Annotated in this window: 23 protein-coding genes and 5 pseudogenes; 9 read left to right on the plus strand and 19 right to left on the minus strand. The window is 56.9% G+C overall.

Features of this window, described 5'->3' with window-relative positions:
* Nucleotides 1-25: 25 nt before the first annotated feature.
* The 9 genes and pseudogenes from RB_RS24530 to RB_RS28250 all read right to left on the minus strand — a co-directional run.
* Nucleotides 26-898 carry a hypothetical protein gene (locus RB_RS24530; protein WP_011123448.1) on the minus strand — a complete coding sequence of 291 codons (873 nt, stop codon included), beginning with the start codon at nt 896-898 and terminating at the stop codon, nt 26-28.
* Between the two features lie 39 nt (nt 899-937).
* The gene (ndk, locus tag RB_RS24535; RefSeq protein WP_011123449.1) at nt 938-1,396 is read right to left on the minus strand and encodes a nucleoside-diphosphate kinase; all 459 of its coding nucleotides are present in this window, start codon (nt 1,394-1,396) and stop codon (nt 938-940) included.
* Nucleotides 1,397-1,472: 76 nt separating this feature from the next.
* Nucleotides 1,473-1,910 carry a hypothetical protein gene (locus RB_RS24540; protein WP_011123450.1) on the minus strand — a complete coding sequence of 146 codons (438 nt, stop codon included), beginning with the start codon at nt 1,908-1,910 and terminating at the stop codon, nt 1,473-1,475.
* Nucleotides 1,900-2,352 (minus strand): acyl-CoA thioesterase, encoded by a 453-nt coding sequence (locus tag RB_RS24545; RefSeq protein WP_164922464.1) that lies wholly within the window; start codon nt 2,350-2,352, stop codon nt 1,900-1,902. Before RB_RS24545 ends, RB_RS24540 begins: the two co-directional genes overlap by 11 nt.
* A 93-nt stretch (nt 2,353-2,445) precedes the next feature.
* Nucleotides 2,446-2,688: a hypothetical protein gene (locus RB_RS24550; RefSeq protein WP_390175311.1), complete on the minus strand. Its 243-nt coding sequence runs from the start codon at nt 2,686-2,688 to the stop codon at nt 2,446-2,448.
* A pseudogene (locus RB_RS28650) lies at nt 2,687-2,743 on the minus strand (hypothetical protein); the annotation flags it as partial. The pseudogene RB_RS28650 and the gene RB_RS24550, both read right to left, overlap by 2 nt.
* A gap of 157 nt (nt 2,744-2,900) precedes the next feature.
* On the minus strand, nt 2,901-3,047 hold the full coding sequence (locus RB_RS28655; protein WP_390175313.1) for a hypothetical protein: 147 nt from the start codon (nt 3,045-3,047) through the stop codon (nt 2,901-2,903).
* Nucleotides 3,046-3,102, minus strand: a pseudogene (locus RB_RS28660) (hypothetical protein); the annotation flags it as partial. The gene RB_RS28655 and the pseudogene RB_RS28660, both read right to left, overlap by 2 nt.
* A pseudogene (locus RB_RS28250) lies at nt 3,077-3,250 on the minus strand (DUF1589 domain-containing protein); the annotation flags it as partial. The pseudogenes RB_RS28250 and RB_RS28660, both read right to left, overlap by 26 nt.
* 264 nt (nt 3,251-3,514) lie before the next feature.
* Here RB_RS28250 and msrA (RB_RS24560) point away from each other — a divergent pair.
* The 4 genes from msrA (RB_RS24560) to folE all read left to right on the plus strand — a co-directional run bounded on the left by msrA (RB_RS24560) (nt 3,515) and on the right by folE (nt 7,368).
* On the plus strand, nt 3,515-4,246 hold the full coding sequence (gene msrA, locus RB_RS24560; RefSeq protein WP_011123456.1) for a peptide-methionine (S)-S-oxide reductase MsrA: 732 nt from the start codon (nt 3,515-3,517) through the stop codon (nt 4,244-4,246).
* A 477-nt stretch (nt 4,247-4,723) separates the two neighbouring features.
* Nucleotides 4,724-5,596 (plus strand): hypothetical protein, encoded by an 873-nt coding sequence (locus RB_RS24570; protein ID WP_231846519.1) that lies wholly within the window; start codon nt 4,724-4,726, stop codon nt 5,594-5,596.
* An 11-nt stretch (nt 5,597-5,607) separates the two neighbouring features.
* Nucleotides 5,608-6,633 (plus strand): type II secretion system F family protein, encoded by a 1,026-nt coding sequence (locus RB_RS24575; RefSeq protein WP_173401898.1) that lies wholly within the window; start codon nt 5,608-5,610, stop codon nt 6,631-6,633.
* Nucleotides 6,634-6,678: 45 nt separating this feature from the next.
* The gene (folE, locus tag RB_RS24580) at nt 6,679-7,368 is read left to right on the plus strand and encodes a GTP cyclohydrolase I FolE (protein ID WP_007336701.1); all 690 of its coding nucleotides are present in this window, start codon (nt 6,679-6,681) and stop codon (nt 7,366-7,368) included.
* On the opposite strand, the gene RB_RS28665 is transcribed toward folE, so the two are convergent.
* The 10 genes and pseudogenes from RB_RS28665 to RB_RS24615 all read right to left on the minus strand — a co-directional run bounded on the left by RB_RS28665 (nt 7,349) and on the right by RB_RS24615 (nt 13,840).
* Nucleotides 7,349-7,522 carry a hypothetical protein gene (locus tag RB_RS28665; RefSeq protein WP_390175315.1) on the minus strand — a complete coding sequence of 58 codons (174 nt, stop codon included), beginning with the start codon at nt 7,520-7,522 and terminating at the stop codon, nt 7,349-7,351. The two genes, folE and RB_RS28665, sit on opposite strands and share 20 nt — an antisense overlap.
* Nucleotides 7,465-7,677 carry a DUF1589 domain-containing protein gene (locus RB_RS28670; RefSeq protein WP_390175317.1) on the minus strand — a complete coding sequence of 71 codons (213 nt, stop codon included), beginning with the start codon at nt 7,675-7,677 and terminating at the stop codon, nt 7,465-7,467. The genes RB_RS28665 and RB_RS28670 overlap by 58 nt, the downstream gene beginning before the upstream one ends.
* Nucleotides 7,638-7,883, minus strand: coding sequence for a hypothetical protein (locus tag RB_RS28675; RefSeq protein WP_390175319.1), 246 nt, complete (start codon nt 7,881-7,883; stop codon nt 7,638-7,640). Before RB_RS28675 ends, RB_RS28670 begins: the two co-directional genes overlap by 40 nt.
* Nucleotides 7,882-7,938 (minus strand): annotated as a pseudogene (locus tag RB_RS28680) (hypothetical protein); the annotation flags it as partial. The pseudogene RB_RS28680 and the gene RB_RS28675, both read right to left, overlap by 2 nt.
* Nucleotides 7,913-8,038: pseudogene (locus RB_RS28410) on the minus strand (DUF1589 domain-containing protein); the annotation flags it as partial. The pseudogenes RB_RS28410 and RB_RS28680, both read right to left, overlap by 26 nt.
* A gap of 4 nt (nt 8,039-8,042) precedes the next feature.
* Nucleotides 8,043-9,977, minus strand: coding sequence for a sodium/solute symporter (locus RB_RS24595; protein ID WP_011123461.1), 1,935 nt, complete (start codon nt 9,975-9,977; stop codon nt 8,043-8,045).
* Entirely contained in the window at nt 9,974-10,279 is a 306-nt protein-coding gene (locus RB_RS24600; protein ID WP_007331648.1) for a DUF485 domain-containing protein, read from the minus strand. Before RB_RS24600 ends, RB_RS24595 begins: the two co-directional genes overlap by 4 nt.
* A gap of 207 nt (nt 10,280-10,486) precedes the next feature.
* Nucleotides 10,487-11,338 carry an MBL fold metallo-hydrolase gene (locus RB_RS24605; protein WP_011123462.1) on the minus strand — a complete coding sequence of 284 codons (852 nt, stop codon included), beginning with the start codon at nt 11,336-11,338 and terminating at the stop codon, nt 10,487-10,489.
* Nucleotides 11,339-11,588: 250 nt separating this feature from the next.
* A complete protein-coding gene (gene recA, locus RB_RS24610; protein ID WP_011123464.1) occupies nt 11,589-12,716 on the minus strand; it encodes a recombinase RecA in 1,128 nt (375 codons plus the stop codon).
* 401 nt (nt 12,717-13,117) lie between these two features.
* Nucleotides 13,118-13,840, minus strand: a complete 723-nt coding sequence (locus RB_RS24615) for a hypothetical protein (RefSeq protein ID WP_164922466.1) — start codon at nt 13,838-13,840, stop codon at nt 13,118-13,120.
* Between the two features lie 450 nt (nt 13,841-14,290).
* Here RB_RS24615 and RB_RS24620 point away from each other — a divergent pair, with 450 nt between their 5' ends.
* The 5 genes from RB_RS24620 (at nt 14,291) to msrA (RB_RS24640) (ending at nt 21,282) form a co-directional block, all read left to right on the plus strand.
* Complete coding sequence (locus RB_RS24620) at nt 14,291-15,220, plus strand: HDOD domain-containing protein (RefSeq protein WP_007326889.1); 930 nt, start codon at nt 14,291-14,293, stop codon at nt 15,218-15,220.
* A gap of 183 nt (nt 15,221-15,403) precedes the next feature.
* Nucleotides 15,404-16,516, plus strand: a complete 1,113-nt coding sequence (locus tag RB_RS24625) for a phosphotransferase (protein WP_231845953.1) — start codon at nt 15,404-15,406, stop codon at nt 16,514-16,516.
* 72 nt (nt 16,517-16,588) lie between these two features.
* Complete coding sequence (locus RB_RS24630) at nt 16,589-19,294, plus strand: protein-disulfide reductase DsbD family protein (RefSeq protein ID WP_164923029.1); 2,706 nt, start codon at nt 16,589-16,591, stop codon at nt 19,292-19,294.
* Nucleotides 19,291-20,688 carry a tRNA uridine-5-carboxymethylaminomethyl(34) synthesis GTPase MnmE gene (locus tag RB_RS24635; RefSeq protein WP_011123471.1) on the plus strand — a complete coding sequence of 466 codons (1,398 nt, stop codon included), beginning with the start codon at nt 19,291-19,293 and terminating at the stop codon, nt 20,686-20,688. Before RB_RS24630 ends, RB_RS24635 begins: the two co-directional genes overlap by 4 nt.
* Nucleotides 20,689-20,775: 87 nt before the next feature.
* Entirely contained in the window at nt 20,776-21,282 is a 507-nt protein-coding gene (msrA, locus tag RB_RS24640; RefSeq protein WP_011123472.1) for a peptide-methionine (S)-S-oxide reductase MsrA, read from the plus strand.
* Nucleotides 21,283-21,298 lie beyond the last annotated feature (16 nt).

Here is a 21,298-nt window from a genome sequence, read left to right on the forward strand (position 1 = left end):
TTCCGGCGAATCCGGCTACGGGCAATCACTCGGATTCGGCCTCTGGAGCCCCGAGGGATTTGCCTTCGTCTGAATTGGCATTGTCGGCATCTTCAGATTCGATGGCTTCGTCTTTGTCGCGATCGCCTCGTTTGCTGCGTCGTGAACGACGTTCGTTCGGTGGAGGTGTTTCGCCATAGACGCGGTCGGTGGTGATCTGAATCGATTCCGCTTTGACTTTGGTTTCGTCCGGCGGCTGATAGAAGCCTCGCACTTGCACAGCGTCACCAGGTTGGGCCAGCGACAAGTTGTTAACTCGAATTTGCAGTTCCAAGTCCGGCGAAGTCATTGTTTGGACGGGAACATTGCCGGCGCGAAGGGCGACGCCTTGCGGGGTGAGTGCCATCAGGTTGCCAACCACGGTCACGGGGCCGGTTGGAGGTCCCGCGTTGCCACGTTGCGGTGGTTTGCTTGGATGAACGCCAGGCTGATAGTTTTCTCGCTCACGGCCTTTGAGTAGCTTCGCATTGACCGGCGCGAAAAGCTCAAGCTTGCTAACCGGCTCCATCGGAGCACCGTTCGGTCCGAGGTTGGCTTTGAAGCGAACTAGCATGCCGGGACGCAAATAGGCTGGCAAGGCTTTCGCGGTGAAGGTCAGCTGCGAGACCGAATCGGGAGTTTGCACCATCACTTCGGTGCCGTCTTCCCGTTCGATTGTCAGAATCATGCCGCGAGAAGCGACCAATTTTCCTTTGAATGAGGTGATCTCGCTGGCTGCATCGAGAGCGGGCCTGTTGCCAAATCCTTGTGCTGACGAGTCCGCAGGCGTGATGAGTAGCAATCCGAAGAAGACCACCAGGCCGCCAACGATTCGTTGAACGGCCGGTCGGGAAGCAGCGATGATCTCAAGCAGCGACATGGGTTGCCTCAGGTGGGAAGGAGGGAACCCAAATTATAACTATTCGTCGTCGGCACGCATGAAAGGCGTCAGGACGAGCGAGTAGTCGCAGAATTCGTCGGCGTTAAAGTACAGGTCCAGTTCTCGCTGGGCTGATTCTTCACTGTCGCTGGCGTGAACCAAGTTCATTTGACGGCTGCTGCTGTAGTCACCTCGCAGGGTGCCAGGCGCGGCTTGCAAACCGTTGGTGGCGCCGAGCATGTCGCGGACGACGCGAATGACTTCCAGGCCTTCCAGAGCGATCGCCACGACAGGAGCCGAGGTGATGAACTCTTCCAGCGAGGGGTAAAACGGTTTTTCGACGTGTTCGGCGTAGTGTTGCTTGGACAACTCAGGCGTCACTTGCAGCAACTTCATGGCAACGATGTGCAATCCCTTGGCTTCGAATCGGGACAGCACGTCACCGATCAGGCGGCGTTGGACACAATCAGGTTTGAGCAAGACGAGGGTGCGTTGCATGACAGAAACACAAGGGTTCGAAAGGTTTTGAAAATCGGAAAGTTCGCCAAACAGACTCGGCGGAGCAGAAAAATAGTCAACGCAGCGTTTCGTCGGAACCCGTCACGGACGAGTCCGCTCTGGCGGTTCGTTCCAGCCACCGCAAAAGTAGTCCACCGGCCAATGTCGAGCCGCCCTCCCCGATCGTCCACCATCCTGGTGATCCTGACATCGCATCGACGACCCAATGCAGCACGCCAAACGCGATCGTTCCGAGAGCCGACCAGCGGATCAGGTCGCGATAACGTGGCAAGTCGGTGGAAAGAATGCACAGCAACGCCCCCACAAACCCGTACAGCAGCGACAAATTGCGAGCCAGGTAGAACGTCAACGGCGATTCCGGAAACGGATCGATGCCGAATTCCTGAGCGATCTCGATCATCCATTTTTCGGGCATGATCGCGGCGGCGAAGGCCAGCAGAGCGGACGCGCCGATGACCCGCAAAAACCATTTCAGTCGTTGATCAGGTGTCATCGGAGTCGGCCCATGGGGCTGGCGGTGGCGTTTCGCAGACCTGGATCGCGGAAACTGCGGCCGGAGGGATCTCGATCGCTCGGTGCCGATTCAAATCGACGAAGACCCAACGTGTTTGGACTTTGGCCAAGACGGTTTGATCGGCCGGACGAGTCACCCAGTAATGGCGTTGGCAGGAATATCGGTTCCAGCTTGGGATCCACGTCCGAATGATCAGCTCATCGCCCGCGAGCGCTGCGGCTCGGTACGTGATGTCGTGTCCTCGAACGACCCAGCCCAAACCGTCTTTCAGTGCGGCGGCCGCGTCCCAGCCCTCGGCGGCACTGTGGTCGCGGGCGGCCCACAACGTCCACTGCAAATAGCGGAGGTTGTGGACGTGTTGCTGGGCATCGATTTCGTCGTCGGCGACGGTGTGGTGCAGGTCGAAGAAAGCGTGAGGCATACGTGGGATTCGTTTGCAAATCGGCGAGCGGAGGGTTGGCAAAGTCATCCTATCGCAGCGTCACAGAAGCGTTGTAGCTGGATTCGCCAGAATTCAGATGGTTGACGTGGAGAGATCCGAATTCTGACGAATCCGGCTACGTTGAGGCGGGGATTTGCCACGGAGGCCACTGAGAGCACAGAGGTTGTGTTTCGGGTGTGATGGATGTCGCTTGAGTTGGTGCAGTTCTCTGTGAACTCGGTGTTCTCTGTGGTGGGAGAAGATTGCGGGTGGCCTTGCTGACGCGGCGGGTTGTGACGGGGGCGTCGTAGGCCAGGTTGTACCTGGCGGGGTGATTGGACGGACCGCGTTGGGTCTTGCGGGTGTGGTTGGACGCCTCGCTTTGTTTCAAAGCATCGGCTGGGTGCCAGGTAATAACCTGGCCTACGGGTGTAGCTGGATTCGCCAGAATTCAGATGGTTGAGGTGGTGAGATCCGAATTCTTGGCGAATCCGGCTACGTTGAGGGGGGATTTTGCCACGGAGGTCACTGAGAGCACGGAGGTTGTGTTATGGGGGCGGTGGATGTGGCTTAAGTTCGTGCTGTTCTCTGTGAACTCGGTGCTCTCTGTGGCAGGATAAGATTGCGGGTGGCCTTGCTAACGCGGCGGGTTGTGACGGGGGCGTCGTAGGCCAGGTTGTACCTGGCGGGGTGATTGGACGGACCGCGTTGGGTCTTGCGGGTGTGGTTGGACGCCTCGCTTTGTTTCAAAGCATCGGCTGGGTGCCAGGTAATAACCTGGCCTACGGTTGTCGCTGGATTCGCCAGAATTCAGATGGTTGAGGTGGTGAGATCCGAATTCTTGGCGAATCCGGCTACGTTGAGGCGGGGATTTTGCCACGGAGGTCACTGAGAGCACAGAGGTTGTGTTTCGGGTGTGATGGAAGTGGCTTGAGTTCGTGCAGTTCTCTGTGAACTCGGTGCTCTCTGTGGCAGGTGAAGATTGCGAATGCCACGACCGGCCGCGTTGGTGAGGTTCACGATTGGCAAAAAACTGAAAACCGCCGCGGTGGCCGCCGACCCACCAAGGTTTCCAGTGCGTAAGAATTGGTTCAGTGCGCAGTTTTGACTGCCATTTCCCGCCCCTGACCGCTGAATTTCCGATCCCACGCAGGAGTTTCTGATGCCAGTGCCCTCCCTTTTCGCCTCGTCGTCACGTTTGTTGGCACCCCTCGCGGCGGTCGGTTTGTTGACTGTTTTAACTTCCTGCGTTCAGGCCGCTCCGCCCGTCAGCGCAAATTCGGATGATCCGAATGCGAATCCAAATTTCAATGGCTTGCCTTTTGATTCCGAAATTGTCGAAGTCAAAACTCGTCCTGGTGAAGAAGTGGCGACATTGGCGGGCGGTTGCTTCTGGTGCACCGAAGCCGTCTTTGAGCGGATGGAAGGTGTCAATGATGTCGTATCCGGCTATATCGGGGGGAAAATCAAGAATCCCAATTACAAGCAAGTTTGCGGCAAGATGACGGGGCACGCCGAAGCGGTTCAGATCTACTACGACCCGAGCAAGACAAACTTTGAAGAGCTGCTCAAGGTGTTCTTTAAGACGCACGATCCAACAACGCTGAACCGTCAGGGAGCTGACGGCGGACCGCAGTACCGAAGCAGTATCTTTGTTCACAATGACGAACAGCGTGAGATCGCCAAGAAGACCATGGAAAAGTTGGGCGAAGAATACCGCGATCCGATCGTGACTTTGATCGAGCCAGCGACCAAGTTCTATGTCGCTGAAGAGTATCACCAGGATTACTACCGAAGGAATCCAAACGCGGGCTACTGCCAAGCCGTGGTTGCCGCCAAGGTCCGCAAGTTCAACCGGAACTTTGGCGACAAGATCAAAGGTTCAGGGAAGTAGAATCGCGGCCTGTTTCGTTGCACGCCGAGAAGCTCCTGTCGCTGTGTTTCTGCGGCGATGCGTTACATTGGGGGCATGTTTGAACCCAGCTCCTCGTCGACGACCGTCTCACAACTTCGTTCTCTTATTGGAGAGGCGTCGCAGTTGGTCGATGCCGCTTTTCAGTTGGGGGTTGCATCGTGCACCTCTCCCGAAACGAGGTCGTGCAGTTTATCGAGGCCGCGTTTTAGCGAGTTTCAGCATTTGAGCACCTCTCCCGAAACGACGTTTTGGGGGAGGTCGAGCGAGGCCGTTCAGGCGTACGCGAGGGAGGGGGCCGAGCATGGGAAGCGGCGCGGATTGCCCTCCCCCGGAAATCTCGCTGAACGCTCGCTTTCCGACCCCTCCCGCTGCACGGGCGGGGTTCTCAAGACGCTGCTGGCACAGCATTTACAAACGGCACGATTTCCCGGTAGGAGAGGCGAGAGCCCAATGGAAATGAATTGGGTGTTCGCGAAATTAGCGGCAGGGCGCGAGCCCTCCGGTCGCACACCGGGCGGCTCGCGCCGCTCCGCTAAGAGTCTCGCCCTAGCCCGAGTCGTCACGGCATCGTTGCTGTTCATCGTGGGGGCGGAAACGTTGTCAGCACAAGTCGTTCAGCTTCCCAGCGTTCGTCGATTCTCTTCCACCAGCAGCATGTTGATTCCCGATCGTGGGACGGGATCGATGGGTGGCGTTTCGTCATACCAAAGCGGTCGTTCTTCACGCGGCCGGTTTTCGCCAGGCGGAACACAAGGCGGAACACAAGGCGGAACACAAGGCGGAACACAAGGCGGAACACAAGGCGGAACACAAGGCGGAACACAAGGCGGAGCCACCCGGTCTGGCAATGCGTCGGTCTCGGTGACAATCATTGCCCACGATCAGATCGATCGGCAACTATTGGGGAACGCCGATCCGCGGCAATTGGCAAAGCGAACTGCGGAGCAAGAGACAATCGCGGACGTGAAGGCGTTGGTACAAAACGCGAGGCGGTTGTTGAAGACCGGCGATCGTTTGCGAGCCCAAGGTACTTATGAATTAGCACTTCATCGATTGGTCCGTTTGTCAAAACAAAGTCCGCCTTCGCAAACTTCATCGGGTCATGTTATGGCGGCGGAATCCTCCAATCCAAATTACATGTTGGCCTATGCCAGTCGTGAGTACGCACAGCATTTTGGTGAGCTTCCCACGTGGGTACCGGCTGATCGCAATTCGACATCTCGCATCGAAGGGGCAGGGCGCGAGCCCTCTGGTCACGCACCGGGCGGCTTGCGCCGCTCGGCTTACAGTTCGGGCAGCGTGCAACGGATTGCTGAGGTGACGCGGTGATTTCACGACAGATGGGCGTACGTTCCTGCCGCGATTTTTGTCGAAGGTTTGGAGTTGGATTGGGTGCCGGAGCGGACTTGTTGAAGCTATTGGAGAGCGAGGCCAAGCACGGATCGGCACAACAACGCGTTGCGATGACCAAGATCCGGGAGGGGGCCAAAGACGGTCACGCGATCAGTGAGATGATGCGGCATCAGAAGCCTTTCTTTCCGCCCTTGATGGTGGTGATGACGCGGGTCGGTGAAACGACTGGTAAACTCGAGCGGACCATGTTGGCGCTGTCCGAGCACTACGCCCAGCAATACACGCTGCGTCAAAACTTCCTCCGCGCAATCGCTTGGCCCGGACTTCAGTTGTTGATTGGTATCGGCGTGGTATCGCTGATGATTTGGATCATGGGTGTGCTGACCGCTCCGACCGGCGGTCAGATGACGGACATGCTTGGGTTTGGGTTGCGTGGGCCCAAAGGAGTTCTGATATTCTGGTCTTACATCGCTGTCGTGGTTGCGGTGTTTGGAGGGATCTACTTTGCGGTTCGCAAGAATGTTGGCGGGATCCAAAATGTAGTGCCGCTGGTGTATCAAATTCCAAAGATTGGTAGTGCGATTCAAACGATCACGTTGGCCCGGTTTGCTTGGACGTTGTCGCTCTCGTTGGATGCGGGGATCAATCCGATTGATTCGACGAGATTGTCGTTGGATGCGACTGACAGTTCGTATTATCGAAGCGGAGCGAAACCAGCCGAAGAGGCAATCCGCGGCGGGGCAACTTTGAGCGAGGCGCTAAATGAAACTCATTTGTTCCCCGAAGAATTCATCACCCAAATCGAAATCGCGGAGTTATCGGGAACGGACGCTGAGTCCATCGACCGATTGGCTCGGGACTACGACGAACGAGCCAAAGGGGCCATGCAAACCATCGCGGGAGTGGCGTCTGCTGTGATTTGGATGGGGGTCTCGATGTTCTTGATCTTCATGATTTTTCGCATCTTCGGGAACATCATGGGCTTCTATCAGCAGGGTTTCGAGCCGATTTAGCGGGAGGCGTCTTCGCAACGCTAGCCACTCGTTTATAGTCGTGAGTTGTTTCGCGAATCAGACAACACGATTGCTCCATCAAACCAGGATTTAAACAAGCCCGTGGTCGACAAAGAACAACCAGCCGAACGAACGCCCTTTTTTGTCGACAAGAACGCGCCTCACAACGAAGTCGACTTCGCTCGAATCGAATCGGCCGTGCGTGAGATTTTGGAAGCCGTCGGTGAGGATCCCGATCGCGATGGGTTGTTGGAAACACCAGAACGTGTCGCGCGGATGTACGCCGAAATGTTCGCGGGTTTGAAATCCGATCCCGGCCGTCACCTCGCGAAAGTGTTTGCGGAGGACTACGACGAAATTGTGTTGGTGCGAGACATCAGTTTTTGCAGCATGTGCGAACATCACTTGCTACCGTTCACGGGCAAGGCCCACATCGCTTATTTGCCGAGCGGCAAAGTCGTGGGCCTGAGCAAGTTGGCTCGCGTGGTCGAGGAAGTCGCTCGTCGTCCTCAGGTTCAAGAGCGATTGACCCACACGGTTGCCAACTTGATCGAGGATCGATTGTCGGCGCGAGGTGTTGCCGTGGTGGTTGAGTCGACTCACAGTTGCATGACGATGCGAGGCATTCGCAAACCCGGCAGCTTGTGCCTGACCAGTGCCATGCGAGGTGCTTTCAAGACGGATCCGAAGTCACGCGCCGAAGTCTTGGGGTTGATCAACCGCGCGGCGTCGTAGGGGATTGGCCTGGATTCAGTGTGGTCCCTCGCTGACGCGTCGGGTTGGGATTTCGTAACCGAATTCGCCAAGAATTCGTGCGGTGGGGCGGCCTTGCTAACGCGGCGGGTTGTGACGGGGGCGTCGTAGGCCAGGTCGTACCTGGCGGGGTGATTGGACGGACCGCGTTGGGTCTTGCGGGTGTGGTTGGACGCCTCGCTTTGTTCCAAAGCATCGGTTGGGGTGCCAGGTGAAACCTGGCCTACGGGTGTGGCTGGATTCGCGAGAATTCAGATGTGTCGACGTGGTGAGATCCGAATTCTGGCGAATCCGGCTACGGTTGGTGCGGGGATTTTGCCACGGAGGTCACAGAGAGCACGGAGGTTGTGTTGCGGGTGTGATGGATGTGGCTTGAGTTTGTGCGGTTCTCTGTGAACTCGGTGTTCTCTGTGGCAGGATAAGATTGCGGGTGGCCTTGCTAACGCGGCGGGTTGTGACGGGGGCGTTGTAGGCCAGGTTGTACCTGGCGGGGTGATTGGACGGACGTCGCTGGGTCTTGCGGGTGTGGTTGGACGCCTCGCTTTGTTCCAAAGCATCGGCTGGATGCCAGGTGATAACCTGGCCTACGGGTGTCGCTGGATTCGCCAGAATTCAGATGTGTTGACGTGGTGAAATCCGAATTCTGGCGAATTTGGCTACGTTGTGGTGGCCTTGCCGTTTTGCGTCATCAGGGACACCACGACCAAGGTGACCAGCGCCAACGGGATCGTCACGATACCGGGTTGGCTGAACGGCACGGGGCTGCTCAATGGATCGATGCCGTAAACCTTTTCGAAGGTGTCTGCGGACAACAAAATCCATCCCAGCGAACTGAACATGCCGACGATGACGCTGGCGATGATGCCTTGAGCGGTCGTGCGTTTCCAAAACAACAGCATGATCAGCGCGGGTAAGTTCGCACTGGCTGCGATGCTGAAGGCCCAACCCACCAAGTAGCTGACGTTCAGATTGCGGAACAGGATCCCCAGCACGATCGCGATGGCTCCCACCACCACGGCGGCGAGCTTCGCGATTCGAACCTGGCTGTTTTCACTGAACTCCATCCCCATCACACCACTCAGCAAGTCGTGGGCGACGGCTCCACTGCTGGCCAGAATCAAGCCGCTGACCGTTCCCAGAACCGTCGTGAAAGCGATCGCGGAAATGATGGCAAACAGCAGCCCACTCATCCCGCGAGCCAGCAACGGCGCGGCCATGTTGCTGTTCGTGACGTCCAGCGTTCCGCTGGTCATCGCACCAAGGCCCAGGTACAGCGTCAGGACGTAGAAGAACCCAATGCTGGTGATGCCAACGATCGTGCTCTTGCGAGCCGCAGCGGCGTCCTTGACCGTGTAGTAGCGAATCAAGATGTGCGGCAACGATGCGGTGCCGCAGAACAACGCCAGCATCAACGACAGGAAGTTGAACTTGCCCGTCCAGCTATCGCTGCGAATGCCAGCGAACCGTGGATGCTCGCCGGGCCGAAGGACTTGCGAACCACTGGTTGGCTTTTGATAGAAGACTTTGGTAGTCGAGCCATCTTCGTTCTTCAAGGTCTCGTTGCCCCACAGCACCACTGTGCTGCGATTGAGAACGTCGAAGAACTCGAGCGGACCGAGTGGTCCAGTTTCGGCTTGCCCGATGTACTCGTTCGGCAGCACCTTGATTCGACCGACTGGACGCAGGTGGCCTTCGCCAGGCTGGTCGCCTTTGGGGAGTCCACCGATCAAAGAGTCGCCGTTGGGCATCGTCGTGATCGACTGGGCTTCCGCAACGATCATCGTCCCGTTTTCTTGGATGTCAGCGCGGTACACGTCGTAGCCGTCGCCGTCCTCGCGAGTGAACTGAAGGTATTGATCATTGTCGGCCCAATTCGATGTCTCGACCAGTTCACGGTTCATGGCCTCCGCGATGGCTTGGCGATCAAACTCGCCGATCGAGAGGCTGCGAGATGGAAAGGACTCGTTATCGACTTTGAATCCTTGTTGCAGCACCATCACGACCAAGATCGCACTGAAGACAACCAGCAACGATCCTTTGAGGAACTGGACCCAAGTGGTCGAGACCATGCCGGCGGTGACCACGATCGTGATCACGACGGCGCCGACCAGCAGCACGCCGACCCAGTGTGGGAAACCCAGCAAGGGTTGAATCAGAACCCCGGCGCCGACCATTTGCGGGATCAGATAAAACACGCTGACGATCAGTGTGCTGATCCCCGCTGCGGCCTTGATCCCTCTGGAATCGAACTTGGCGTCGAGTGCATCGGCGAAGGTGAATTTGCCGAGTCGTTTCATCGGTTCGGCGATCACGAACAAGGCCACGATCCAGCCCGCCAAGTAACCAATCGAATACAGGAAACCGTCGTAGCCGTAGGCGGCGATCATCCCGCAAATGCCCAGGAACGATGCCGCGGACAGGTAGTCTCCCGCGAACGCGATCCCGTTGATGAACCAAGGGATTTGGCCATGGGCGGCGAAGTAGCCCGCCGACGATTTGGCTTTGCCACCCAGATAAAAACTCAGGCCGATCGTGAAGCCGACGAAGGCGAAGAAGACGACGACGGCCGTCATGGAAGGTTCGTAAATCATTCCGATGCCTCCGACGCTTGAGGCTCATCCGGGGTCTTCATTCCGTAGATCAGTGCCATGCCAATTGCGACCAAAATCAGCGCGAATCCGTAGACGATCGCCAAGTTCAAACCCGCGAAAACGATGGTGTCCATCGTCTCGGCTCGAAAGGCGTTCAGCAGCACAAACCCGCCGTAGAGCAACAGGTAGATGACGAACAAAACCAGGCCCAACCGGGAGGCTTTGACGGTGGCGGGAGTTGGCGTGGGTGCGTCGGAGGTGACCGATGCATCAGGTTCGGGGGCGGGATCGGAGGCGGACAAGGCGGGGACTTTTGCTACGAGGGGACGAGACGGCGATCATCGAACGACGCAGTCTATCCGAATCGATGAGGGTGTTGTGGTTGGAGGCGTTGTAGCCGGATTCGCCAAGAATTCGGAGGGTTGAGTTGGTGAGGTCCGAATTCTGGCGAATCCGGCTACGGCTGGGGTGGCCTTGCTAACGCGGCGGGTTATTACGAACGAATCCGGCTACGCGATGGATGGCATTGGCAGACGCAATCCGTCGTAGGCCAAGTGGACGTGATCGGGCAGCGAGGCTTCCACCGGGCCGTGATCGATGTCGTGGCCAAGATGAGTCAAGAAGGCTTGGCGTGGTTTCAGCTCTTCGATCACTTCGAGGGCTTCGTCGATGTTGAAGTGAGTTGGGTGCGGCGTGAATCGCAATGCATCCAAGACGAGCGTGTCGAGACCTCGCAGCCGATCCATGGACGTCTCGGAGATGTGATTGGTGTCCGTGCAATAGGCGAAGTCGCCCATGCGGAAACCCAGCACCTCGAAGTGCGGTCCGTGCTTCAGTGGAACGGGGGTGACGCGAACGCCGAGAACCTCAAACGGATCATCGTTGTTGATCGAGAGGATTTCGAGTTGCGGCCGTGATCCCGCGTGGGTTTGTTCACGCTGTGAAAACGCGTAGTCGTAGGACGTTCGAATTCGAGCTTCGACGTCCGCACGGCAGTACAGCGGAACGGGACGACCGAGCCGAAACGGAAACAACCGCAAGTCATCCAGCCCGTAAATGTGATCGGCGTGTTCGTGCGTGAACAGCACCGCGTGCACGAGCTTGACCTTTTCGCGAAGCAACTGCGTTCGCAAATCGGGCGGTGTGTCGATCAGCAGATTGCCCTCGGGCAAGCGGATCAGGATCGAGCAACGGGTTCGGTTGTTGTGCGGGTCGGTGCTTTGGCAAACATCACACTCGCATCCTATGGCGGGAACACCGACGCTGGTCCCGGTTCCCAAAAAGATCACCTCGGGAGTCGGGGCCGGGGAAGTTGGATTGGTCGCGGACGAGTCGGCTGGAGCAGGATCGGATGCGGTCATGCCGCGATGTTATCGCGGGTGAGCAGCCTCGTGCAGGTGAGGTGTTGAGCGGAGAACCGTTGAACGTTTGCCGGGGTGTGCAGGGGCGTCGTTGCAGCAGCGGGAGGCAACAATCGCGAAGCGAGGGCCGTTGTGAAGTGAGACGAGTGTTTCAGTTGCGGCGGCATAAAAAACGGACCGACCCAGGTTTCCCCGGGACGATCCGTTCGATTCGCGGTCAGCTGACTTCACGACCAACCCGATGCGCGGGTCAGCTGTTGGCGACGGCTTCTCCGTCTTCGACTGCTTCTTCACTCTCGTCGGCGTCCACTTCAAGCGGCGCGACAAAGCCGCCGGCTGCCAAGACCTTTTGCTTGATCTCATCGGAGACGTCGGGGTTCTCGATCAAGAAGTTGCGAGCCTTCTCTTTGCCTTGTCCCAGATAAGTGTCGCCGTACTTGAACCAGGAACCGCTGCGGTTGACGACCTTGTTCTCGGTTCCCAGATCCAGCAAATCTCCTTCGAAACTGATGCCATTGGAGTGCATCATGTCAAATTCAGCGATGCGGAACGGAGGTGCGACCTTGTTCTTGACGATCTTGGCTTTGACGCGTTGACCGACTTGCTCTTCGCCGTCCTTCAGGCTGCCAATCCGACGAACATCGATTCGGCACGAGCAATAGAATTTGAGGGCACGACCGCCGGGTGTGGTTTCGGGACTGCCGAACATCACGCCGACCTTTTCGCGGATCTGGTTGATGAAGACGACGGCCGATTTGCTTTTGGCGATCGCACCGGTCAGCTTCCGCATCGACTGGCTCATCAAACGAGCTTGCAGGCCCACGTGGCTGTCGCCAATCTCGCCTTCGAGTTCCGCCTTGGGCACCAAGGCCGCGACGGAGTCGATGATGATGACGTCGACAGCGTTGGATTTGACTAGCATCTCGCAGATCTGCATCGCCTCTTCACCGCTGCTGGGTTGGCTGACCAGCAGGCTGTCCAGTTCAACGCCCAGCTTCTTGGCCCAACTGGGGTCAAAGGCATGCTCGGCATCGATGATTGCCGCGATCCCGCCAGACTTTTGAGCTTCGGCACCGATGTGCAGAGCCAACGTCGTCTTACCGGAAGATTCCGGTCCGAAGACTTCGATGATTCGGCCTCGCGGGATGCCCTTTCCACCCAGAGCCATGTCGAGGCTGAGGCTGCCTGTGGAGATACAATCGATGGTCAGCTTTTGGGATGCTCCCAGCGGCATGATCGCACCGTCGCCAAACGATTTTTCGATCTGTTGAAGCGTCGTCTTCAGACCGGGTTCTTTTTCCAGAATGGTCTTCATCCCTGGATCCAGCTTGACGCCCTTGGATGCTGCGGGCGTTGCCATGCGTGGTTTCTTTACCATGTCCTGATTCCTTTATTCCCTGAACAAACTTTTCTTGTTTCCAATTCAAACCCAACCGATGTCCAAACCAACGGTGGTCAGACATGGCGATCCCTGCGAAGTCGCAAGGTCGATCCTATCGAGGAAGGTGCCCGAGACAATGAAAGCCCGACAGCTTTTCCACCGAAGTGAGTTCGGCCAGTTGATGTGACGACCGGTCGACGGTTGGTTTACAGAGAAGACCGCGGTGAGCTGCCTCCTCTTCACACCCTTAGTATTCGTCAGGGGTGTGACACGTTTGGTCACGGGTGAGAGATGTCGTTGCCATCCAAGACAGACTCCCGGGAAGCCGGTGGCCGAGCCACGGATCAGATATGCGCCGCACTGATCAGGAATGTTTCGTGAAAACGACCGCCGAATGGCTAGGAAGCGAGCCGATTGGGAGTCTGGCCTTCGGTACGCCGAAACGGCTTTTCACGAAGCACCACCCAGGTCGCGAACAAGATCAGGACACTGACAATTTGGATGGAGGCAATGATCGCCGGATGGGTGCTTCTCAGCTTGTCCATGGAGCTTCGCAAGACTGCGGGTTCCCGTTTCTCCTGCAAAAGGATCTGATCCGAGAGGGACACTTGGGCAGGGATCCCCCCTGTCTGGTTGTTCGCACTGGGCCATTCCGCGACGTTTTCCCATCCATTGGAAGTGCGACGCCAACCAACCGGCGGTACTGCCCGAGGGCCGCTGGAGATCAACGCTTCATCGGTTAGTCGATCTGGATCGACTGACTCATCCGGATTGGACGTCTTGCGTTCCAGCGTCGTCGCCACGGAGGCTGACAGGTGATTTGCAACCGGCAGAGTTGAGCTGGGATCTGGGTGGATGCCAATTTGGTCGCTGGGGTCAGCGTGCCGATGCACAACGTGGGGCTGCGAATCTGGCCGAGATGAGTTGGTCGACGCTTTCATGGAGCCAGACGCTCCACTAAGAACGTTCACTACACCCAACAAAATCGCGAGGACGCCCGTCCTTCGCAGTCGCTTCCAATAGAAAGACGCTTCGACCTGAGAGTTGTTTCCCAGGTGATGAGCTGCGAGTTGCGAGAAGAATCGGCTGTTGCCGAGCGACGGAGTTCGTACAAGTGCCATGAGGCCACACGGTTGCACGTCCCGGACCGGAGCCGCCTCGCTGAGTTGGTTCGACGTTCAACGTCCTGTCAGTCAACGGCTTACGTCGAAGTGTCGGAGTTGATTCGTGACACATGGTTGATGCATGAATTCAACCAATGATGTGTCTGAGCGACGTTTGATGTCTTGGCGAAACGTATCAAAATCGCGTCACTACAAACGGTGCGACCGACAAAGGTTTCCAACTGGGGCTAATCATCCCGAATCCGCGCGTCTTCGGATGAGCCTGCGACGTGCTTCTGCGAAATCTTGGCGTAGGGTTCTATCAGCGAAGAAATGGTCGGGAAACAAGTGTCAGACACTTTTTGCCAGCACGGCCGGTGGGGTGCTTTGCACAAGCGGTTCCTGGCACTTCTTTCTCGCTCACCGCTTAAGAATGAAGACCGCGTGAGGCACATCGCGTGGCGAACAATGCACAAAATAACAAACGAGCTGAAATCGATGACGAACGTCGCAGAAAGCACCAACTTGGAAGATGTTTTTCATGTCGACATCCTGCCTGCTTTGCCGCACAGTGCGATCAGCCTGTTGCAGTTGTCGCAAAAGGAATCCGCTGGGCCGAATGACTTTGCCAAGCCAATCGAGGCTGATCCGGGATTGATGGGGCAAGTACTTCGCTTTGTGAACTCGTCGTACTTTGGATTCAGTCGTGAAATCATGAGTATCCCGCAGGCCATCACACTGGTCGGCTCGCGAGCGATCGTGAACTTTGCATTGTGGAACGCTGTCTTCAGCGTGATTCCTAATCCGAAGTTTGGTCCCTTTGATTTGAAAGCTCTTTGGCAAGACTCGCTGCGTCGCGCCATCTTCGCTCGCAAAGTCGGCCGGGTTCTGAAGCTGGAAGCCGCCGAGGACTTGTTCGCGGGAGCTTTGTTGCAGGACATGGCGATCCCACTGCTGCTGAAAGAATTGCCAACCGAATACGAAGAGTTGGTTGAGAAACGAGCTTCCGAGGGCAAGCGTCTGAGCGGTTTGGAAAAAGAAATGTTTGGTTGGAATCACGCGGACGCTGCCGCGGTTCTGGCCACGCGTTGGAACCTGCCCGAAGAGTTTGTTGAATTGATCGCTCAACATACTGAGATTGAACAGTTGCTTGAAATGGGTGACTCGGCCCGCGGTGCGGCTTGCGTCGCGTTGGCATCGTTGCTGCCCTCGTGCAGCGAAAACGAATGGCACGAGAAAGGAAAGTTTGCCCGAGCATGCCAGCGACTCTCTGGCATGTCGAAGGAAGATTTGTTTGAATGCTTGAAAGATGTCGACGAACAAACCGCTGAGTTCGCACCGTTGCTGAAGTTGCCGGTGCCGGAGCAGTCGATCATGTCTTTCTTGGCTGAAAAGTAATCGCTTTTGGATGTTTCACGAATCGCACGACTCTGGTTTCCAGACGCAGCGTCGGTCGGTATCGATTCGTGGAACCCAGGGCTGAGCGGCGGGCGGGTCTATCGAATTCGCCCCGCCGCGAACCCGTCGTCTTATGTGCTGAAGTGTTCGGCCTCTGGTGAGCCGATTGCACGATGGCACCGCGTGGCAAACGAACTGGCCAACGCGATGACGCAGCCAGACGTCTCTTACACTGGGTTGCTTGATCCGAACTGGTCCAATCAAAACGTGGGCTCGGATTCGGCGCTCTTGGCCGCTCCGCTTCCGACCGCAGATGGTCGATGGATCGTTTTGGACCAAGGTCGCCAATGGCAATGCACCGCTTGGGTTGACGGCAAAGCGTGTGATGATTCCGAAGCGATGGACAGCGATGCTGCCGCGCGAGCATTGCTGCTGGGCGGGGAAGCGATCGCGAAAGTTCACTCAAGGTTGGCCGCCCTGCCCTCGCCCGTCATTGATCGAACGCCAAGCGAGTTTGCGTCTGCGGATCACTTACCACGTTGTTTTCGTGAACGGATGAGACGTTTACACGAATTGAACCCGTGGTTGTCATCGGGAAGTCTGTTGCGAGAACGATTGCCCGGGACGGCTTTGCAGTGGCGAGCGTTGTTGGAACGCTGCGTCAGTGTGGACGGAGTGGGGCAACGAACGATCGATCGAGCGAACGATGAGTTGCCGGCCTATCAAGAGCTTGCTCATCGTTTGATGGCAGCAACCGAGTTGTTGGTCGAACAAGGCACCTCCGTTCAGTCAAAGCTGATTGCGGAGCTGGCAGAACGACTGGAGAGTTCGCCTCAGGGTTGGCGCCAGAATTGGGTGCTTCGCGACGTCCACCGAGAGCACATTTTGTTTGACGAATCTCGTGAGACGGTGAACGGAATCATCGATCACGACGCGATGGATTGGGATTGCCCGGTGGTGGACTTGGCCCGTTGGGCCGGCAGTTTCCCCGTGCAACTGGAAGGACTGCTTTCGGCGAGTCGGTTGGAATTGGCGGTGGAGGGATACAACCGGATTTCGTCAGCAAATTGCGGGGTGGAATTGGCGGACGGTGGTCAAGCTCGCTCATTCCTAGTAAAGAGCCCAACACCAGAAGAGCTTGCTCTGGGAGCGACTCTTCTACGCTTGAACGCGTGGGTGGGTATGGCGAATTGGGTGGATTGGATTGGACTGAGGCGACGAGTGTTTTTCTCGTCACCGGAACGTCTCTCGAGCCGAATTTCCGGCTTGATCGATTCAGTTTGCCACTTTTGCTAAGCTACGGGACTCATTTCGGTCGAACGATGGGGTTCGATGTCTTTTCGTCTCATTGAATTATCTCGTCGGAGGATGCTTTCGATGGATCGCTGTTACCAACCCGGGTTCGCTCGGAAATTGCCCGCCTTTGGTGCCGCACTGCTGGCGGTGTTGTTCACCTTGGCTGTGGCGATGCCCGTTCGTGCTGATAGGCCCGACGCAGCCGGTCTGTTCACCCAGTATTCGCTCGACGATTTTGCCGTCGACGGAAACGCGGCGTTGCAAACTGACGAGCCCGCCGAGGCCACTGCGTTCTATTCGGTTGTGGGCGACGGTGAGATCGAAATCCAGGTCCAGGTGAGGCTGCAGCCGAAGTGGCACCTGTATTCGACGACCCAGCCTAAAGGTGGGCCCAAACCGACCAAATTGAGTCTGGTCAAAGCCGATGCCGTCAAGCTTTCAGGTGCTTGGAAGAGCGACCGTGAACCGCTTCGAAGTGTCTCAGAAGACTTTGGTGGAATCACGGTTGAAGAGTTTGAAGACGAAGTCACCTTCACCGCTCAAGCGAAAGTCGCGGGCGGCAACGAAGCGATCTCGCAGCTTGGTGCATTGAAGATTCGCCTGGATGCACTGGCGTGTTTGACCGGCGGTGCTTGCATGCCGGTGAACGAGACATTGACGGCGAAGCTGAGCGGCGATGTTCCGTCAACGATTTCAAAACCAGCCAAACAAACGATGGCGTCAACGTCGTCGAATGATCCCGCGGGTTTGAAGAGTCATCCCGTTGACCTGAAGCAAACCTTTCGCGACCAAGATTACGTCGTGCGTTGGGAAGCGATCAACCTGACCCCGGAACTGGAACCCGGACAAACAGGAACGCTCCGATTCACCGCAATCCCCGATTCGGGATATCACGTTTACACATCGTCGGTGAACGACGAGCAATCAAAGACCAACTTTGTGGTCAGCGAAAAATCAGATCTGAAAGTCGGGGCACCTCAAACTAAATCTCCGCCGGTGGATTACGACCTGTTGCCCGGCGTGACCTATCACAAAGGCAACGTGACATGGACGTTGCCAATCTCGATCCCAAAAGATGCCTCGACCGGCGAACATAAAATCGTGGGCGGGATCGCGTATCAAGCTTGCACGGATGACAGTTGCCAACAGCCAAAGGCGATCGAGTTTCAAACCGTCGTCAATGTGGTGGACTCGGCACCGGTGGATTCCCAACCGAAGTCCATGAATGTTGCTGCGAAGAAACGCATGCTGATTTTGGACGATGCGGCGACACTCGATTGGGTCGATACCGACATCTCACCCGCGTTGAATGCCAGCACGGAACCTGAGGCCGATCGCGAACCGCAAATTGTGATGGCGGATGCTTCGGCGACCAATCGCTCATCCGCCGGTGCGTCTGCGGACGTTCATGGAGTTGCCGGTGAGACGACGACCGAAGAAGCATCGGGTGCGACCGAGAAAGCGGGCACACCCTTTGGCACAACGTTGCTGTTTGCATTCATCGGCGGAGTCATCTTGAACTTCATGCCGTGTGTGTTGCCGGTGGTCGGTTTGAAGGTGATGAGCTTTGTTCAGCAAGCCGGCGAAGATCGCAAGCGAATTTTCTTTCTCAACGTCGTGTACGCAGTTGGCATTCTGTCTGTCTTCGCGGTCCTCACCGCTCTCGCGGTTTTGTTGTCATTCAATTGGGGCCAACAGTTCACCTACTTCCCAGTGCGTCTCGGTCTGACGCTGTTGATGTTCGCGATGGCACTGAGCTATCTCGGCGTTTGGGAAATTCCGGTTCCCGGGATGGCGGCGGGCAAGACTTCGCAGGCTTTGCAGCAACGCGAAGGCTACACCGGTGCGTTCTTCAAAGGTGTGTTCGCGACTGTCTTGGCAACACCCTGCAGTGGTCCGTTGCTGGGCGGGATTTTGGGGCTGACATTCGCGTTGACCAGTCTGCAAACCATCGCGGTCATCATGATTGTGGGAGTCGGCATGGCATTGCCTTATTTGATGATCGGCATTTGGCCGTCATTGGTGGCGTGGTTGCCCAAGCCCGGCACTTGGATGGAAACACTGAAAGAGTTCCTCGCGTTCTTGTTCCTGGGAACTGTTGCATTTTTCTTCAACCAATTCAGCGACGGTGACAAGCTGCCCGTGTTTGTGGCCTTGATCGGTGTTTGGTTTGGTTGCTGGATCATCGGCAAAGTTCCTAGTTGGAGCAGCCTGCAATCACGCATGTATGCTTGGTCGGGTGGAATCGCGTCGGCCGTTGTCATCGGTGTCGCTGCTTTCCACTGGTTAGGCCCTGCACCTGAGCCTGCCGAAGGTGTGAAGACAATCGCGTGGCAGCCTTATGACGAAGCCAAGCTGAAACAATATCAAGCCGAAGGCCGCACGGTCATGATCGACTTCACCGCCAAGTGGTGTGTGAACTGCATCGTGAACTACAACGTCGCGCTCAATACCGAACCAACCCGTCAATTGATCGAAGAGTTGGATGCGGTGCCAATGCTGGCTGATTGGACGGATCAAGACGCGGAGATCGAAGCGAAGTTGAAGGAACTGCAGAGCCGATCGATTCCAGTGCTGGCGATTTACCCAGGGAAGTCTCCTGCCGAACCGATCGTGCTTCGTGATTTGGTTTCTCAGCAGATGGTCTTGGACGCGTTGGAGGACGCTGGGCCGAGTGTGTCGGGCAGTGCGGCAAACATTGCCAATCGTGTTCGCCCCGATGTGAATGCGGGTGATCGGAGTTTGGCACCCGATGCCGCGGGTGTGGCAGCACGGTGACATCAGAAGCGGACGACACCATCGCCGCCATTGCATCGCCGATGACTCCCGCTCCTCGCGGGATCGTTCGGTTATCGGGCCACGACTGTATCGATGTGCTGTGTCGGATGAAGGTGTTGGACACGGACGAAGCCAGCGGTCGACGTCCTTTTCGAAGCTCGAAAACGCTCTCTCTCGGAGAGCCACTCGGTGCGATCGAGGTCGATGTGATGGTTTGGCCCACGCAACGCAGTTACACGGGCCAACCGTCGGCTGAGTTGCATCTGATCGGTTCCGCACCGCTGCTGCAGTCCAGCTTGGACGCGGCAATTCGTGCGGGAGCTAGAGCAGCTCGACCTGGCGAATTTACGATGCGTTCGTTTCTCGCCGGGCGATTGGATCTGACGCAAGCCGAAGCCGTGCTCGGTGTCATCGAAGCGGAAGACCGCGGCACGCTCGATCAGGCTCTTTCACAATTAGCCGGTAACCTTTCGCGGCCACTGCAAGCGGCACGTTCAACACTGTTGGACTTGTTGGCCGATGTCGAGGCTGGATTGGATTTCGTCGACGAAGACATCGAGTTCATTTCAGACGAAGCCCTGATTCAAAGGCTCGACGAACTTCGCTCGCTGCTTCTGCAGACCCGTTCTCAACTGAGCGATCGCGGCGGTGCATCGTCAACGATTCGTGTTGTCTTGCGAGGGTTGCCGAATGCCGGGAAGAGCCGGTTGCTGAATGTGTTGTCTCGAACCGAGTCGGCCATCGTGACAGATCAAGCCGGGACGACTCGGGATTTGGTGACTGTCGAGTCGAGTTGGGGCGGCCACTCGTTTCAATTGATCGACACGGCGGGATCGGAATCCAGAGAGGAGTCCGACCCGGAGGCACCGATCTCTCAAGAAGCTCAACTGCAAGCCGCTGAGGCAGCGCGGGGAGCCGACGTGCATGTTTGGTGCATTGATGCGACCGGCGGGGATGGTTTTGAATCTCTAAAAAGCCCCAATGCAGTTTTAGCTGAAGCGAAGCGATCGGCGCAACTGATTTGTGTGGCAACCAAACGTGACTTGATGCCGACGGATTGGAACGGCGAATCGATGCGAGCTGATTTGGCTGTGAGCAGTGAGTCGGGTACCGGTGTTGATTCCTTGATCGAGCGACTTGTCCAATTCGCGGAGCAGCGTGATGCTGGCGAGACGGGCAGCGTGATCGGCACAGCGGCTCGATGCCAAGATTCTTTGGCCGCCGCGATAGAGCATCTGGCCCAAGCGATACAGTGGACGGAGCAAGCCGCGGGACACGAACTGGTTGCCGCTGAGATGCGTCTCGCTGTTGAGGCGATCGGTGAAGTGACCGGTCAGGTCTACACGGATGATATTCTGGACCGTGTGTTCGGCCGGTTTTGCATTGGCAAATAGAACATGGCATCGTCTTCCAACCTGTGGAGTAATCCACGCGGGCTGGAAGACGATGCATTATCCGATCAAATTCAATGGAGATAAGTCATGACAGAGCGAGCGGTGTTAGCAGGCGGATGTTTCTGGGGCATGCAGGACTTGATTCGCAAGCTGCCTGGCATTGAGTCCACCCGGGTGGGATACACCGGCGGCGAAGTCCCCAACGCGACGTACCGCAATCATGGCAATCACGCCGAGGGCATCGAGATTCTGTTTGATCCGGAGAAGACGAGTTATCGTCAGTTACTGGAGTTCTTTTTTCAGATCCATGACCCAACCACGCCCAACCGTCAGGGCAATGATCGCGGTCCGTCATACCGTTCCGCAATTTACTATGTCGATGAGGAGCAGAAGCAAATCGCGTTGGACACGATCGCAGATGTGAACGCCTCGGGTTTATGGCCGGGCAAAGTGGTGACCGAAGTCGAACCGGTCAGCGATTTTTGGGAAGCCGAGCCGGAGCACCAGGACTACCTCGAGAAAGTGCCAAATGGCTACACGTGCCATTTCCCTCGTCCGAATTGGGTGCTGCCGAAGCGAGCTGCCACGGAGTGAAGGATGCGCACGCTTC

It is taken from the genome of Rhodopirellula baltica SH 1 (assembly GCF_000196115.1).
GTDB classification, from domain to species: domain Bacteria; phylum Planctomycetota; class Planctomycetia; order Pirellulales; family Pirellulaceae; genus Rhodopirellula; species Rhodopirellula baltica.

Excerpts from the sequence above, each read along its gene's own strand:
- RB_RS24530 (WP_011123448.1), bottom strand. The coding sequence starts at position 898 with ATGTCGCTGCTTGAGATCATCGCTGCTTCCCGACCGGCCGTTCAACGA.
- ndk (WP_011123449.1), bottom strand. The coding sequence starts at position 1,396 with ATGCAACGCACCCTCGTCTTGCTCAAACCTGATTGTGTCCAACGCCGC.
- RB_RS24540 (WP_011123450.1), bottom strand. The coding sequence starts at position 1,910 with ATGACACCTGATCAACGACTGAAATGGTTTTTGCGGGTCATCGGCGCG.
- RB_RS24545 (WP_164922464.1), bottom strand. The coding sequence starts at position 2,352 with ATGCCTCACGCTTTCTTCGACCTGCACCACACCGTCGCCGACGACGAA.
- msrA (WP_011123456.1), top strand. The coding sequence starts at position 3,515 with ATGCCAGTGCCCTCCCTTTTCGCCTCGTCGTCACGTTTGTTGGCACCC.
- RB_RS24570 (WP_231846519.1), top strand. The coding sequence starts at position 4,724 with ATGAATTGGGTGTTCGCGAAATTAGCGGCAGGGCGCGAGCCCTCCGGT.
- RB_RS24575 (WP_173401898.1), top strand. The coding sequence starts at position 5,608 with ATGGGCGTACGTTCCTGCCGCGATTTTTGTCGAAGGTTTGGAGTTGGA.
- RB_RS24595 (WP_011123461.1), bottom strand. The coding sequence starts at position 9,977 with ATGATTTACGAACCTTCCATGACGGCCGTCGTCGTCTTCTTCGCCTTC.
- RB_RS24605 (WP_011123462.1), bottom strand. The coding sequence starts at position 11,338 with ATGACCGCATCCGATCCTGCTCCAGCCGACTCGTCCGCGACCAATCCA.
- recA (WP_011123464.1), bottom strand. The coding sequence starts at position 12,716 with ATGGTAAAGAAACCACGCATGGCAACGCCCGCAGCATCCAAGGGCGTC.
- RB_RS24615 (WP_164922466.1), bottom strand. The coding sequence starts at position 13,840 with ATGGCACTTGTACGAACTCCGTCGCTCGGCAACAGCCGATTCTTCTCG.
- RB_RS24620 (WP_007326889.1), top strand. The coding sequence starts at position 14,291 with ATGCACAAAATAACAAACGAGCTGAAATCGATGACGAACGTCGCAGAA.
- RB_RS24630 (WP_164923029.1), top strand. The coding sequence starts at position 16,589 with ATGCTTTCGATGGATCGCTGTTACCAACCCGGGTTCGCTCGGAAATTG.
- msrA (WP_011123472.1), top strand. The coding sequence starts at position 20,776 with ATGACAGAGCGAGCGGTGTTAGCAGGCGGATGTTTCTGGGGCATGCAG.